Origin of the sequence: Aeromonas sp. FL131 (genome assembly GCF_049860615.1) — a bacterium.
Lineage (GTDB): Bacteria > Pseudomonadota > Gammaproteobacteria > Enterobacterales > Aeromonadaceae > Aeromonas > Aeromonas hydrophila.
The window spans coordinates 1,241,675-1,255,659 of record NZ_CP187595.1 but is presented as its reverse complement, the minus strand read 5'-3'; the positions used below and the strand labels follow the sequence as shown (position 1 = coordinate 1,255,659).

13 protein-coding genes and 1 other RNA gene are annotated in these 13,985 nt (G+C 62.8%); 3 read left to right on the top strand and 11 right to left on the bottom strand.

What is annotated here, in order from left to right; genetic code table 11:
* Positions 1-29 precede the first annotated feature (29 nt).
* Complete coding sequence (locus ACPW75_RS06005; protein WP_029301252.1) at positions 30-275, top strand: hypothetical protein; 246 nt, start codon at positions 30-32, stop codon at positions 273-275.
* A 97-nt stretch (positions 276-372) separates the two neighbouring features.
* Here the strand turns inward: ACPW75_RS06005 and ACPW75_RS06000 are convergent, their stop codons facing one another.
* From ACPW75_RS06000 to ACPW75_RS05955, 10 genes are all read right to left on the bottom strand, one after another.
* Entirely contained in the window at positions 373-1,122 is a 750-nt protein-coding gene (locus tag ACPW75_RS06000) for a class I SAM-dependent methyltransferase (protein ID WP_077096748.1), read from the bottom strand.
* A 140-nt stretch (positions 1,123-1,262) separates the two neighbouring features.
* On the bottom strand, positions 1,263-1,694 hold the full coding sequence (gene arsC, locus ACPW75_RS05995; RefSeq protein WP_077096746.1) for a glutaredoxin-dependent arsenate reductase: 432 nt from the start codon (positions 1,692-1,694) through the stop codon (positions 1,263-1,265).
* Entirely contained in the window at positions 1,691-2,767 is a 1,077-nt protein-coding gene (gene arsB, locus ACPW75_RS05990; RefSeq protein WP_179101458.1) for an ACR3 family arsenite efflux transporter, read from the bottom strand. The genes arsC and arsB overlap by 4 nt, the downstream gene beginning before the upstream one ends.
* A 45-nt stretch (positions 2,768-2,812) precedes the next feature.
* Positions 2,813-3,163 carry an ArsR/SmtB family transcription factor gene (locus ACPW75_RS05985; protein ID WP_041216337.1) on the bottom strand — a complete coding sequence of 117 codons (351 nt, stop codon included), beginning with the start codon at positions 3,161-3,163 and terminating at the stop codon, positions 2,813-2,815.
* 158 nt (positions 3,164-3,321) lie between these two features.
* Entirely contained in the window at positions 3,322-6,198 is a 2,877-nt protein-coding gene (gene gcvP / locus ACPW75_RS05980) for an aminomethyl-transferring glycine dehydrogenase (protein WP_077097724.1), read from the bottom strand.
* A gap of 252 nt (positions 6,199-6,450) precedes the next feature.
* Complete coding sequence (gcvH, locus tag ACPW75_RS05975) at positions 6,451-6,840, bottom strand: glycine cleavage system protein GcvH (RefSeq protein WP_010634317.1); 390 nt, start codon at positions 6,838-6,840, stop codon at positions 6,451-6,453.
* A 105-nt stretch (positions 6,841-6,945) separates the two neighbouring features.
* Positions 6,946-8,043, bottom strand: a complete 1,098-nt coding sequence (gcvT, locus tag ACPW75_RS05970) for a glycine cleavage system aminomethyltransferase GcvT (protein ID WP_039214983.1) — start codon at positions 8,041-8,043, stop codon at positions 6,946-6,948.
* A gap of 478 nt (positions 8,044-8,521) precedes the next feature.
* A complete protein-coding gene (locus tag ACPW75_RS05965; protein ID WP_179101509.1) occupies positions 8,522-9,757 on the bottom strand; it encodes an FAD-dependent 2-octaprenylphenol hydroxylase in 1,236 nt (411 codons plus the stop codon).
* Positions 9,758-9,846: 89 nt separating this feature from the next.
* Positions 9,847-11,064, bottom strand: coding sequence for a 2-octaprenyl-6-methoxyphenyl hydroxylase (ubiH, locus tag ACPW75_RS05960; protein ID WP_077097722.1), 1,218 nt, complete (start codon positions 11,062-11,064; stop codon positions 9,847-9,849).
* Positions 11,065-11,247: 183 nt separating this feature from the next.
* On the bottom strand, positions 11,248-11,817 hold the full coding sequence (locus tag ACPW75_RS05955) for a UPF0149 family protein (RefSeq protein ID WP_011705605.1): 570 nt from the start codon (positions 11,815-11,817) through the stop codon (positions 11,248-11,250).
* 173 nt (positions 11,818-11,990) lie between these two features.
* On the opposite strand from ACPW75_RS05955, the gene zapA reads away from it, so the two are divergent.
* Both zapA and ssrS read left to right on the top strand, forming a co-directional pair.
* Positions 11,991-12,323, top strand: a complete 333-nt coding sequence (gene zapA, locus ACPW75_RS05950) for a cell division protein ZapA (protein WP_016350376.1) — start codon at positions 11,991-11,993, stop codon at positions 12,321-12,323.
* Between the two features lie 16 nt (positions 12,324-12,339).
* A non-coding RNA gene (gene ssrS / locus ACPW75_RS05945) (6S RNA) lies at positions 12,340-12,522 on the top strand.
* A gap of 159 nt (positions 12,523-12,681) precedes the next feature.
* Here the strand turns inward: ssrS and emrD are convergent.
* The gene (emrD, locus tag ACPW75_RS05940) at positions 12,682-13,881 is read right to left on the bottom strand and encodes a multidrug efflux MFS transporter EmrD (RefSeq protein ID WP_016350375.1); all 1,200 of its coding nucleotides are present in this window, start codon (positions 13,879-13,881) and stop codon (positions 12,682-12,684) included.
* Positions 13,882-13,985 lie beyond the last annotated feature (104 nt).

The following is a 13,985-nucleotide window of genomic DNA, read 5'->3' as shown; positions in this document are numbered from 1 at the left end:
TCATGGTCATCACAGTGGAGACAGCCGACATGAAACCAGCCCTGCTTTTGGCCAGCCTGCTCTTTACCGGCAGCGCCCTCGCCTTTCACTGCCCCGCCGACATGAAGAAGATCGATGATGCCCTCGCCGCCAAACCCGCCCTCAGCGCCGACAAACTGGCCGAAGTGAAGAAGCTGCGAGCCGAGGGGGAAGTCCTGCACAAGGCGGGCAAGCATCAGGAGTCCGTCGATACCCTGGCCAAGGCAATGGCCATGCTGGGGTTAAACAAGAGTTAGCGCAGGCACCACAGCCCACCGCTGCGAACAGGATCAGCCATGCCCTTGCGGGCCCTCGCCACCGGTGGCAAGGGCCCGCTGTTTATCTGGGCCCCTGCTACACCCGGCCGCTGTAGAGCAGGGTGTCGTAATTGAAAGCAATCACGCCATCGGCCGCATGGCGGGCAAATTCCCGGGTGATCAACGCCGTCAGCGCGGCATGGGCTTGCGAGCCGGCGACCGGGGCATAGGAAGAGGAGTTGAGCCGCCCCAGCACTCCGTCGAGATCGAACAGCTGGCGGTTGGCGAAACGATCGAGCCGGTACTCCCCCTCGAAGAAGGCCTGGAAGTCCCCTTCACCCAGATTGCGGTGATTGACCTCCTCGTAATCCCCCGAATAGGTACGCAGCCCCGCCTCATAAGCCTTGAGAAATGGGGTGTCGGTCAGCCGGTCGTTCCAGATGAGGGCAACCCGGCCACCGGGTCTGAGCAGCCGCCGGCACTCCTGCTTGAAGGCGGCGCGATCAAACCAGTGAAACGCCTGCGCCACCGTCACCAGATCCACCGACCCGTCCGCCAGACCGGTGGCTTCGGCACTGCCATCCTGCCACTCGATATTGGCCACTGCCTGCAGCTGGTGCCGGGCCGCCCCGCGCATCTCCGCATTTGGCTCGACCGCCCAGACTTGCGCCACCCGGGGGGCCAGCAGCGCGGTCAGGATGCCGGTGCCGGCCCCGATATCGGCCACCCGGGCAGCCGGCCCCATGGCCAACTCGCTGGCCAGAAAATCGAGCATGGCGGCAGGATAACTTGGCCGATATTTCACATAAGCCTCGACCCGGGTCGAGAATCGCTGGGTACTGTCCATTGCCACTCCTTGTGCTGAATTTGTGCGGGATCAGGGCCGAGTCAATCGCCCCGCCCCTCATCCTGCCCCGAGTGCAACCGGCAAGGCAATGGCCCCGTCATAGCGATCCAACATCATCGCCATTCACGTCGCGGTCGGAGTCAGCCGATGCGCCGGCCTTGTGCATCCACCACCTGCTCTCCATCTTCCTTGCTGAAGGCTTCTTGCTGGGGGCTCGGCAGAATATCCAGCACCACTTCTGACGGGCGGCACAGCTTGGTGCCAAGCGGTGTCACCACGATGGGACGGTTGATCAGGATGGGGTGCACCAGCATGGCATCGACCAGTTCATCGTCGCTGAACTTGGTCTCGGCCAGTCCCAGCGCCTCATAGGGGGGCACGTTCTGGCGCAGCAGGTCGCGAACCGGCATGCCCATGGCGGCAATCAAGGCCAGCAGGGTGTCGCGACTGGGCGGTGTCTCCAGATAGTGGATGACGGTCGGCTCAACGCCTGAGTTGCGGATAAGCGCCAGCGTATTGCGGGAGGTGCCGCAGGCCGGGTTGTGGTAGATGGTGATGTGGGCGTCATTCATGATGGGTTCTCTGGGTTGGTATAAGAGCGCTTCATGCGCAGGGCGACATTGACCAGGGCGATCAGTACGGGAACCTCCACCAGCGGGCCGATCACCCCGGCAAAGGCCTGATCCGAGCTCAGCCCGAACACCGCGATGGCGACGGCGATGGCCAGCTCGAAGTTGTTGCCAGTGGCGGTAAAGGCGATGGAGGCGTTCTTGTCATAGGGGATGCCCAGTTTCTTGCCAACCAGGAAGCTGGTGAAGAACATCAGCACGAAGTAGACCACCAAGGGTACAGCAACCCGCAGCACATCCATGGGCAGTTCGACGATCATCTCGCCCTTGAGGCTGAACATCAGCACGATAGTGAGCAGCAGCGCGATCAGCGTGATGGGGGAAATTGCCGGAATAAAACGCTCGGTGTACCACTTCTCCCCTTTCGCCTTGACCAGATAGTGACGGCTCAGGAAGCCTGCCAGAAAGGGAATGCCCAGATAGATCAGCACGCTTTGCGCGATATCCAGCATGGTGATGTCCACTGCAAAGCCCTGCAGGCCAAACAGCGGTGGCAGCACGGTAATGAACAACCAGGCCATAAAGCTGTAGGTCAGGATCTGGAATGCACTGTTGAGCGCCACCAGGCCGGCGCCGTACTCCTTGCTGCCGCCGCCGAGATCGTTCCACACCAGCACCATGGCGATGCAGCGCGCCAGACCTATCAAGATCAACCCCACCATATAGCCCGGCTGATCGTGCAAAAACACCAGCGCGATGACGAACATCAAGATGGGGCCCACCAGCCAGTTCATCACCAATGAGAGGGTGATGGCGCGGCGATCCCGGGTCATGGCCCCCATGGTGGCGTAGTTCACCTTGGCCAGCGGCGGGTACATCATCAGGATCAGGCCAATGGCCAGCGGGATATTGGTGGTCCCGATCGACATGGCCTCGTTCCACTCGGAGACCTGGGGAAACAGATAGCCAATCCCAACCCCGATGGCCATGGCGACAAAGATCCAGAGGGTCAGATTACGGTCTAGAAAACGCATTTTTTTGCTGACGGGCAGATCGCAGCAGGCATTGGTACTCATGAAGAGACTCCCAGAAGGGTAACGAATGGCGGGCAGACAGTGCCCTTACTCTTTATCACAACAGGCAGGCGCACAGAGGGACTCGACACCTCCCACCCCGCAGGCCTCTGGATGACCGGCGCAGCACTCCTCGGTGAGGTAACCGATAAGATCCAGCATCAGGGGGATATTGGCGCGATAGCGCAAGAAACGCCCCTCCTGCTCCACCGAGAGCAGGCCCGCGTGCAACATGGCCTTGAGGTGAAACGAGAGGGTATTCGGGGCTATGTCGAGCTCGCTGGCAAGCTGGCCGGCCACCATGCCTTCCAGACCCGACTTGACCAGCAGGCGCCACACATCGAGACGAATGCCGGATGCGAGGGACTCAAACACCTTGGTAGCGATCGCTTTGTTCATGCAAACCTCCGTCTATCTCTGCATAATTTCAACTATACAAGAAACATTGAAATGACAAAACCTCCACGCTATTTCAGCGCCATCGTCCCCGCCAATAAAAAGGGCCTTGCACATGCAAGGCCCTTGGTCTCTCTGTTCGAGTCGAAGCGACTCTGCCCTTACTTGGCGTAATCCTCGGTCGGCATGCAGGAGCAGAACAAGTTGCGATCGCCGTAGACGTCGTCGATGCGGTTGACCGACGGCCACAGCTTGGCGGCACGCACGGCGTCCGACGGGAACACCGCCTCGGCGCGGCTGTAGCCACGGGACCACTCAACGTCCATCACGTCATCCTGGGTGTGCGGCGCATGGACCAGCGGGTTGTCGGTGAGACTCCACTGCCCGTCCTGCACCTTGGCAATCTCGGCGCGAATGGCAGTCATGGCCTCCACGAAGCGGTCCAGCTCGCGCTTGGATTCCGACTCGGTCGGCTCGACCATCAGGGTGCCCGCTACCGGGAAACTCATGGTCGGCGCGTGGAAGCCGTAGTCCATCAGACGCTTGGCCACGTCCATCTCGCTGATGCCAGAGGCTTCTTTGAGCGGGCGGATATCCAGGATGCACTCGTGAGCCACCCGACCGTTGCGGCCGGAATAGAGCACGGGGAAGGATTCACCCAGCTTCTTGGCCAGGTAGTTGGCGTTGAGGATGGCCACCTGGGTGGATTTCTTCAGCCCCTCGTCCCCCAGCATGGCGATGTACATCCAGCTGATGGGCAGGATGCTGGCCGAGCCGAACGGTGCCGCCGACACGGCGCCGTTGTTGCGGCTCTCCTTGTCGGTTTTGACCACGGCGTGACCGGCCACGAACGGCGCCAGGTGTTTCTTCACGCCGATGGGACCCATGCCCGGGCCGCCACCGCCGTGAGGAATGGCGAAGGTCTTGTGCAGGTTGAGGTGGGAGACGTCCGCCCCGATAAAGCCCGGCGCAGTGAGGCCCACCTGGGCGTTCATGTTGGCGCCGTCCAGATAGACTTGACCACCGTGCTGGTGAACGATGTCGCACACCTCCTTGATGGTCTCCTCGTACACCCCGTGGGTGGAGGGGTAGGTCACCATCAGACAGGAGAGCTGATCCCCCGCCTCGGCGGCCTTGGCGCGCAGATCGTCCAGATCCACGTTGCCCGACTTGTCACAGGCGGTGACGATGACCCGCAGGCCCGCCATCTGGGCGGAAGCCGGGTTGGTACCGTGCGCGGACGCCGGAATGAGGCAGATATCGCGATGCCCCTCGCCGCGAGACTCGTGGTACTTCTTGATGGCGAGCAGGCCGGCGTATTCGCCCTGGGCACCGGAGTTGGGCTGCATGCAGACCGCATCGTAACCGGTCACCTTCACCAGCCAGTTTTCGAGGTCGGCCAGCAGCAGCTGATAACCCTTGGCCTGGGCCAGCGGGGCGAACGGGTGCAGCTTGCCGAACTCGGGCCAGGTCACCGGGATCATCTCGGCGGTGGCGTTGAGCTTCATGGTGCAGGAGCCCAGGGAGATCATGGCGTAGTTGAGGGCCAGATCTTTGGCTTCGAGACGGTGGATGTAGCGCAGCATCTCGGTCTCGGAGTGGTACTTGTTGAATACCTCGTGGGTCAGCACGGCGTCGGTGCGCAGCAGATCCTGCGGGATGGCGTGATGGGACTGGGCCGCCTGGTCGAGGGCCTCGATGTCCAGGCCGTGGCCTGCCCCCAGGAACAGTTCAAACAACTCGGCCACATCGCCACGGGTGGTGGTTTCAGACAGAGACACACCCACCGCACCGTCCAGATCCGCGCGCAGGTTGATGCCGAGCCCCTCGGCCTTGGCGATCAGCTCTGATTTGCCCGTGGTCAGCACGGTCAGGGTATCGAACCAGCTGGCATGCTTGAGAGACACGCCCTTGGCCTTGAGGCCGAGCGCCAGAATGGTGGTCAGACGGTGCACGCGGGAGGCGATGGTTTTCAGCCCCACCGGGCCGTGGTAGACGGCGTAGAAGCTCGCCATGTTGGCCAGCAGCACCTGAGCAGTACAGATGTTGGAGTTGGCCTTCTCGCGGCGGATGTGCTGCTCGCGGGTCTGCATCGCCATGCGAAGCGCGGCCTTGCCACGGGCATCCTTGGAGACACCGATGATGCGGCCCGGCATGGAGCGCTTGTAGGCATCGCGAGTGGCGAAGAAGGCGGCGTGCGGGCCACCGTAACCCATGGGCACGCCGAAGCGCTGGGCGGAGCCCAACACCACGTCGGCACCCAGCTCGCCCGGGGATTTGAGCAGCAGCAGGGAGAGCAGGTCGGCGCTGACGCAGGCCAGCCCTTTCTGGGCCTGTACGGCGGCGATAAGGGCCCGCAGATCTTTCACTTCACCCGTGGTGGTGGGGTACTGGAACAGGGCGCCGAACACCTCTTCGGCGCAGGCCTGTGCGGCCGGGCCGACGGCCACGTCAAAACCAAAGTGGACCGCCCGTTCCTTGACCACGTCGATCACCTGCGGGTGCACGTCGTCGGCCACGAAGAAGAGATTGGCTTTGGACTTGGCCATCCGCTTGGCCAGCGCCATCGCCTCGGCGGCGGCGGTCGCCTCATCCAGCAGGGAGGCACTGGCCAGATCCATGCCGGTCAAGTCCAGGGTCAGCTGCTGGAAGTTGAGCAGGGCTTCTAGACGGCCCTGCGCCAGCTCGGGCTGGTACGGGGTGTAGGCGGTATACCAGCCCGGGTTTTCCAGCACGTTGCGCAGGATGACGTGGGGCACATGGGTATCGTGATAGCCCATGCCGATGTAGCTCTTGGCTACCTTGTTCTGGGCGGCATAGCCCTTGAGCTTGGCCAGCGCTTCCACCTCGGTCATGGAGGCGCCGATGCCGAGCGGACCCGGCCGGCGAATGGCGGCGGGGACGGTCTGCTCAATCAGATCATCCAGGCTCTCGGCGCCCACCACGGCCAGCAGGGCGCGCAGATCTTCCTCACCCGGCCCGATGTGACGGCGGATGAAATCGGTTTTTTGCTCGAGTTCAAACAGTGACTGGGTCATTTCCCTATTCCTGATAAAAAGTCCTGATAACTAAGTGCCTGACAGCCGGCCTCGGCCGGCTTCACTCATGTTCGGCTGGCAGGGTGGCCCCTGCCGGCACCGGATGTCGCTCATAGCGACAGGGGGTCGTCTTGCGGCTGACCGGTTGGCCGCAGGCAAACCGGTGCGGACGACTTCACCCTCGCCGGTCGGCCTCCAGGCCGACGGGCACCTATACAAGCGGGCCCTGCGCATTGGCAGGGCCCGGGGGCATTACTCTTCGTCCACCACGTTCTGGTAGCCTTCGGCATCCAGCAGATTGGCGAGCTCACCCGCGTCGTCCAGCTTGATGCGGAACAGCCAGCCGGCACCGTAAGGGTCGGAGTTGACCAGCTCGGGGCTGCCTTCCAGCTCTTCGTTGACGGCCAGGATCTCGCCGCTCACCGGGCTGTAGATGTCAGAGGCGGCCTTGACCGACTCGGCCACGGCGCAGTCATCACCGGCACCGACCTGCTTGCCCACTTCCGGCAGATCGACGAACACCATGTCACCCAGCAGCTCCTGGGCGTGCTCGGTGATACCGACCACGGCCTCGCCGTTGGCTTCGACACGGATCCACTCGTGGGAGGTGGCATATTTCAGTTCGCTCGGGATATGGCTCATTTGTGCTTCCTTTATTCACTTGGATCACTTGTCCCGGCGCGTTCGACAGGCGTTGCCGGGGCAAGGGGGTCTGGCGAAGGGCAGCCCCTTCGCCGCAATAGGTCGTTATACCAGCTTCTGGCCGTTGCGCACGAAAGCCGGCTTGGTCACTTTGACGGTGACCAGCTTCTTGCGGATCTCCACCGAGGCCTGTTCGCCGATATCACGGGGCACCCGTGCCAGGGCAATACTGTACCCCAGGGTGGGCGAGAAAGAGCCGGAGGTGATCACACCTTCCCGCTCTTCTCCGGCGGCGGTGGTGAAGGTGACCGGCATGCCGCTGCGCAGCACGCCCTTCTCTTCCATCACCAGCCCCACCAGCTTGGGCTGGCTACCGACGGCTTTCTGGGCTTCCAGCGCGGCGCGGCCGATGAACTGGCGATCGCTCGGTTCCCAGGCGATGGTCCAGGCCATGTTGGCGGCAAGGGGAGAGACGGATTCGTCCATGTCCTGGCCGTAGAGGTTCATGCCGGCCTCGAGGCGCAGGGTGTCACGAGCACCCAGGCCGCAGGGGGCCACGCCGTTGTCCAGCAGCGCCTGCCACAGATCGCACGCCTGCTCTTGCGGCACCACGATCTCGTAGCCGTCTTCACCGGTGTAGCCAGTGGTGGCGATGAAGAGCTCGCCAGCCTGCACACCGAAGAAGGGCTTCATGCCTTCCACTGCGGCATTTTGCTCGGCGCTGAACACCTTGGCCGCCTTGGCCTTGGCGTTGGGGCCCTGCACCGCGATCATGGCGAGCTCGGGGCGCTCGGTCACGGTCACCCCGAAGTCCTGGGCGTGGTGGCGGATCCAGGCCAGATCCTTCTCGCGGGTGGCGGAGTTGACCACCAACCGGTAGAAGGTCTCGCCAAGGTAATAGGTGATGAGGTCATCGATGACACCGCCTTCCGGGGTCAGCATGCCGCTGTAGAGGGCCTTGCCGAAGACGGTGAGCTTGGCCACGTCGTTGGCCAGCAGGTGTTGCAGGAAGGCTTTGACCCGCTCGCCGGTCAAATCGACGATGGTCATGTGGGAGACGTCAAACATGCCGGCATCGGTGCGCACCTGATGGTGCTCTTCCAGCTGTGAGCCGTAGTTGATGGGCATTTCCCAACCGTGGAAGTCCACCATCTTGGCGCCGGCTTCCAGGTGCTTGGGATGCAGTACTGTAGTCTGGATCATCGCTGTGTTTCCTTAAGCGTTCGCGACAACACTCACGCATCGCTCGCCCGGCAGCCACCATCCGGCTATCTACCTGGGTGGCAGCAAGCGACGTGCCTGAGTCTGTGCTCGTTCCGGCCCCGCAGGGCAAGAGTGATTCCTTGAACGCAGCGGATTATAAGCCAAGCGGACGCGCATGCCGCTCAAAAAAAACTAATCCACCGCCAGTAAACAGACCCCAGACACTAAGGTAAAAACAGTGATAAAAACAGACCAAACCCGGTAATGGCGATATTAAATTTCGATTTTTACCGTTTCGTCACAATTTGGAGAAAAACGTTTCGCCGACCGCCCAGATTAAAGGCTGATGCCCAAACCGGGTCATCAGCCTCATCACATTAGTTTTGCTGTGAAAACAGCCGGGTATTATTAGATTTTTTCACCCTTGGCCAGGGCGGGCTGCTCACCTTCCAGCCCCATGGCGACCCGGATCACCCTCTTACTTCGGCCGGGTCGGCAAATTGTTCCCCTTGGCCAAGGCCGGCAACTCACCCTCTAACCCCATGGCGGCCCGGATCACGCTTTGCTTGAGCGGCGTCAGCAGATCGAAGGCACACAGCCCGGCCCCACGCACCAGCTTCTTGAGCGGATTGGCACCGGCGAACAGCCGCTTTAGCCCCTCCATCGCCGCCAGCATGCTGGCCGCCTCGCTCTTGCGCCAGCGCTCATAGCCGCGCAGGTTGGTGAGCCGGCCGATGTCCTTGCCCGCCGCCTGATTGCGCAGGATCTGCTCGGCCAGGGCGGCGGCATCCAGCAGCCCCAGGTTGACCCCCTGCCCCGCCAGCGGGTGGATGGTGTGGGCGGCATCCCCCACCAGCACCAGCCGCTCGCGGGCAAAGTCGCGGGCATAGCGGGCGGTGAGCGGGATGGCGCTGCGCGCCCCTTCCACCTTGCACAGCCCCAGCCGGCCGTCGAACGCGGTGGTGAGCTGGCGGTTGAATTGCTCTTCATCACACTGACAGAGCGCCTCGGCACGGGCCGCTGGCACCGACCAGACGATGGAACAGAGATCCGGTTGCCACAGGGGCAGGAAGGCGAGTGGCCCCTCGGGGGTAAAGATCTGACGCGCCAGCGCCTCGTGAGGCTCGGCACAGCGCACCGTCGCCACCAGCGCGTGATGGCCGTAATCCCAGCTGGTGAGCGGGATGTCGGCCTGCCGGCGCACCCAGGAGTGGGCGCCATCGGCCGCCACCACCAGCTTGGCCGACAGCGCGCGGCCATCTTCCAGCAGCAGCAGGGAGCCCGCCTCGCCGCTTTGCAGGCTGCTCGCCCGGGCCGGGCTCAGCAGCTGGATGTTGTCGCCATCGAGGATCGCCTCCAGCAGCGCCAGCTGGATGACCCGGTTCTCGACGATGTGGCCGAGCTCGGGCTGGCGCAGGCTGGCGGCATCAAAGGCGATCCGGCCAAAGCTGTCCTGCTCCCACACCTCCATCTGCACGTAGGGCTGCAGGCGACGGGCCTCGATCCCGCGCCAAGCGTCCACCTGCTGCAGGATGCGCTGGCTGGCCAGACTCAAGGCACTGACCCGGTTGTCCGGCGCCTCGTCAAGCGCGGGCTCCGGCAGCTGGCCCTCGACCACGGCGACCTTGAGCGCACTTCCCTTGAGCGCGGCGGCGAGCCCCAGGCCCACCATGCCGCCCCCCACAATAACCACATCCACGTTTTGCATCTGCATCGTTCTATATCCTTTCAGGGCTGATCGCCGGGATCAGCGAGGGCACGCCCGAAGGCACACCCGTTCAATACCCATGACGTCACCTCGCCTCAGGGGCGGCACACATCGGCGACAAAGCCCAGGGTGCGGGAGGCCAGCGGCGCCTTGAGGCAGCTCAGCCGCCCCATCAGGGAGAGCGCCAGGTTGCGGCCCGCCACCAGCGGGTCATGATCATTGGAGAAGAGCTGGGCCAGCGAGGAGGTGAGCCAGACCGTCTGGGCCTGATCCCCCTTGCGCTGCTGCCAGTAGCCGCTGAGCACCTCAAAGCTGCCGATATCCTCCCCCGCCGTCAGCGCCCGGCCCACCGCCTGGGTGAGCAGGTCCAGATCGCGCATGCCTAGGTTGAAGCCCTGACCGGCGATGGGGTGCAGCAGATGGGCGGCATTGCCCACCAGCACGGTGCGCTGGGCCAGCGGGTAGTCGGCCACCGTCAACACCAGCGGATAGACGTGGCGCTGACCGGTTTGCAGGAAGCGGCCGAGGCGCCAGCCGAAAGCCTGCTGCAGACGGGCCAGAAACGCGGCGTCATCGAGCGCCATCAAGGCCGGCGCCTCATCCCGCGCCACGCTCCAGACCAGGGAAGATAGCCCGCCCTGCATCGGCAGCAGGGCCAGCGGCCCCCCTTGGGTGAAACGCTCGAAAGCCCGTCCGGCCGGGTCTTCGGCCGTCTTGACGGTGGCGATGATGGCGCTCTGACCGTAGTCGTGACGGCTTACCGCCAGCTTGCACTGCTGGCGCACGAAGGAGTTGCCGCCATCGGCCGCCACCAGCAGGCGGGTCTGATAACGCTCGCCACCGGCCAGGGTCAGGTTCACCCCCTCCGCCAATGGCTCCACGTGTTCGAGCTGGGCCGGACACAGCATGCGGATCTGCGGGCAGGCGGCAATCGCCTGCTGCAACGCAATGCCCGCCGCCGACAGCTCGATCACCTGGCCGAGGGCTGGCAGGCCATACTCCGTCGCCGTCAAGCCGGCCTGGCCGAAGTGGCCCCGATCCGACACATGAATCTGGCTGATGGGGCTGCAATGGGGAGCAAAACGGGACCAGAGCCCGTGCCGGGCCAGCGCCTCGCAGGTGCCGGCGGAGAGCGCGATGGCGCGGGCATCGAAACCGGGATGCGCATTGAGCTCGGGGGCGCTCGCCTCCAGCAGCAGGATCTGCTGGGGCTTGGGCACTGGCAGGGCCGCGAGGGAGAGCGCCAGCACGGCGCCGCTCATTCCACCACCGACGATGGCCACATCGACGTGGTTCAGATCAGATTGAGACATGAGATGAGGGGAAAGACTGAAAACGTGGGGTCATGCTAACACAAAGCGTGGGGTCGGGATGCGAAGCCACGGGCAAAAAAGCGCAGTCTCTGTCGTCACTTGTCTCATCACGGCGGGCCTGCGCAGGCAACATCCAGATGTAAAAAGAGCGCCACCAGGCGCTCTTTATCAAGTTCGACCGACTCAGTGCAGGGTCGGCGGCGTGCTTGGGGCATCCGGCCGCTTGCCGAACTCCTCGAAGCTCATCATCACCCCGAGGCGCACGTGCTCGTAGAGCACCAGGAATGAGGCTTCGTTCTCTTCATCTTCCTGATCGAACTCGGCGGAGACCTGGGTGATGCTGGCGATGTCCTGGATCATCTCCTGCAGCTCTTCGGAAGCCTTGGAGAGCTCCTGCTGCACCACGCCGAAACCGGCCAGGAAAGCCTGGGACCAATCCACCAGCGAGTCGATGCGCTCGTCGAGCGGCGCTTCGTCGCTCGGCAACAGCAGCTCGACCCCTTTCTGGGCCATCAGGCTCTCGATCACTTGGTGATAGAGATCGGTCATCACCTGGCGCACCGGGGCCGGCAGACCGAAACCGTCGTTGACCAGATCATTGAAATGGGGCAGCCAGCTCTTGTCGTCCAGTGCCACACCACCGCACACCAGACCGCAGATCACGCCATGGGCCTCTACAGCCGTTGCCATCAGCTCATGCTGCTCCATCAGGTCGGCCACGGCCGCGTATTTCAGGGGGTTCGTTTTGCTCATCGAAGATCCGCTCAAAGTTCAGGCAAATATGCAGAATTAATGGTCAGGATCCTAGCATTCTCCCCCTTCCAGAGCCAGCAAGGCCTTGAAACTTCTGCATCTGCGCTATATAGTCCCGCCCAGTTGTCCACGTGGATAAAGGCGGAAATCAGCTCCGCCGTATTGAGGAAGGCATGAGCACAGAGGCCGTAGAAATCGTCATTTTGGGACGTCCCTACAAGGTATCCTGTCCCCTGGGACAGCAGGATGCCCTGCGCCAGGCCGCCGACCAGCTGACTGATAAACTCATCGAGCTGCGTCAACGCTCCAAGGTCTCCAGCAACGAACAGCTGGCGGTGATGGCAGCGCTCAATTTTTGCCATGAGCTCTGCCTTGAAAAAGAGAAAAATCACCAATACTCTGAGACCATGGACAAGCGGATCAAGATGCTGCAACGCACCATCGAAGCGGCCTTGATCGAGCACGGACAATATGGCGAATCCAGCGACGAAGGCCTGCAGCCCTAATCGTCCACCGTTTTAAAATTCCCTGGGGTGTTTGTCAGCCGGTTCAAGTCCCCGAGCCGATATTCATACCAAACAGGGGATCTGCCTTCTGGCTATTGCGCATGCTCGGCACGACCGAGAAGCCTGCGGTCAGATCCGATCCCCGCCTTGAACCGACGGTTCAAGGGCCCAAACCGGCAACGGCATCTCCGGGGTACCAACAGCAAAAAGCCCGTCACCAACGTGACGGGCTTTTTCTTTATCTCCTGCGCCATCCCTCTCCCCTGCCGCTGCAACCCTTCGGCAATGCCCGCAGCGCCAGCCACAGCGGTCCATAAAAAACCCGCCGGCTTGGGCGGGTCTTTTCTATGCGCTCGGCTCAGACAGCCATCTGTTGATGGGGTGAGCCGTGGTGGCGCAGCCAGAGGAAGCTCAGCGCCACGATCAGCACCATCAGTGTCATGATGGCTCCCAGGGTCACCTGCCCTTCCATCGGGAAGCAGGCTGCCAGCAGCGTCACGATACCGGCCCCCAGGTTCTGCATGCCGCCGAGAATGGCACCGGCGGTGCCCGCCTGACCCGGGAAGGGTTCGATGGCGCAAGAGGTAGCGGTCGGATAGAGAATGCCGCTGCCGATGAAGTAGACGGCGGCGCCGCCAACCAGTGAGGCCGCACTCACGACTCCGAACAGACCCGGCAGCAGGATGATCAACGACCCCAGCGCCAGAAAGACGATGCCAAGGCGCATCAGCTTACCCTGACTCAGGCGAAAACTGAGCTTGGCAGAGAGCCAGGCACCAAACAGATAACCGGGCAGCGGCAGCACGAACAGCACGCTGACGGTACGGGCACTCAATTTGAGCACATCGCCGAGCAGCACGCCGGCCGCCGCCTCGAATACCGCCAGACCGGCAAAGGTCGCCATCAGGCAGAGCAGGTTGCCCTGAAAGCGCGGATTGCCGAGCACATGGCGATAGGCGGCACCAACTCGCAGCGGCTGTTGGCGTGCAGTCGCCGGCAGCGTTTCAGCAAACCAGGCCAGCAGCGCCAGGGTCGTCACGGCACCGAAGCCGAACAGGAACCAGTACCCGGCACGCCAGTTGAACAGCTCGGTCAACCAGCCGCCCAGCACCGGCGCCAGCAGCGGGGAGAAGATCACCCCCATGCTCACCAGGCTGTTGGCCCGGTTGAGCTCGGCGCCGCTGTAGCGATCGCGCATCACGGTCCGGCTCATGGCGCCACCCGCCCCGGTGCCCAGCCCCTGAATGAAGCTGCCCACCAGCAGCGCCATGAAGCTTGGGATCAACTGAATGGTCAGGGTGCCCACAAGAAACACCATCATGCCAATAAGCAGGATGGGGCGACGGCCGATACGATCCGACAGCGGGCCGTAAACAAACTGGGAGAGCCCGTACGGGATCAGGTAACAGGCCATCACCGCCTGCAACTGGCCGGAGGCCACGTTGAAGTCCCCCGCCATCATGGGAATGGAGGGCACATACAGGGTCTGGGTCATCTGGCCCACAGCGACCATCAGAATGGTCAGAAAAAACAGCGGATAAAAACTGTGCCGATACATATCTCAGTCCCGAAAATCATCAAAAAGCTGCCGCACCCCTGGCAGAAACCTACAGAGGGGATCCAAAAACACAGAGTCAATCAAAGGTGAAAATACAAGGCGGA

What these genes read in the sequence shown, in the direction of transcription:
- gcvP (WP_077097724.1), bottom strand. Translation starts at nt 6,198, where the DNA reads ATGACCCAGTCACTGTTTGAACTCGAGCAAAAAACCGATTTCATCCGC.
- gcvH (WP_010634317.1), bottom strand. Translation starts at nt 6,840, where the DNA reads ATGAGCCATATCCCGAGCGAACTGAAATATGCCACCTCCCACGAGTGG.
- zapA (WP_016350376.1), top strand. Translation starts at nt 11,991, where the DNA reads ATGAGCACAGAGGCCGTAGAAATCGTCATTTTGGGACGTCCCTACAAG.
- arsC (WP_077096746.1), bottom strand. Translation starts at nt 1,694, where the DNA reads ATGAATGACGCCCACATCACCATCTACCACAACCCGGCCTGCGGCACC.
- ACPW75_RS05955 (WP_011705605.1), bottom strand. Translation starts at nt 11,817, where the DNA reads ATGAGCAAAACGAACCCCCTGAAATACGCGGCCGTGGCCGACCTGATG.
- ACPW75_RS05965 (WP_179101509.1), bottom strand. Translation starts at nt 9,757, where the DNA reads ATGCAGATGCAAAACGTGGATGTGGTTATTGTGGGGGGCGGCATGGTG.
- emrD (WP_016350375.1), bottom strand. Translation starts at nt 13,881, where the DNA reads ATGTATCGGCACAGTTTTTATCCGCTGTTTTTTCTGACCATTCTGATG.
- arsB (WP_179101458.1), bottom strand. Translation starts at nt 2,767, where the DNA reads ATGAGTACCAATGCCTGCTGCGATCTGCCCGTCAGCAAAAAAATGCGT.
- ACPW75_RS05985 (WP_041216337.1), bottom strand. Translation starts at nt 3,163, where the DNA reads ATGAACAAAGCGATCGCTACCAAGGTGTTTGAGTCCCTCGCATCCGGC.
- ACPW75_RS06000 (WP_077096748.1), bottom strand. Translation starts at nt 1,122, where the DNA reads ATGGACAGTACCCAGCGATTCTCGACCCGGGTCGAGGCTTATGTGAAA.
- ubiH (WP_077097722.1), bottom strand. Translation starts at nt 11,064, where the DNA reads ATGTCTCAATCTGATCTGAACCACGTCGATGTGGCCATCGTCGGTGGT.
- ACPW75_RS06005 (WP_029301252.1), top strand. Translation starts at nt 30, where the DNA reads ATGAAACCAGCCCTGCTTTTGGCCAGCCTGCTCTTTACCGGCAGCGCC.
- gcvT (WP_039214983.1), bottom strand. Translation starts at nt 8,043, where the DNA reads ATGATCCAGACTACAGTACTGCATCCCAAGCACCTGGAAGCCGGCGCC.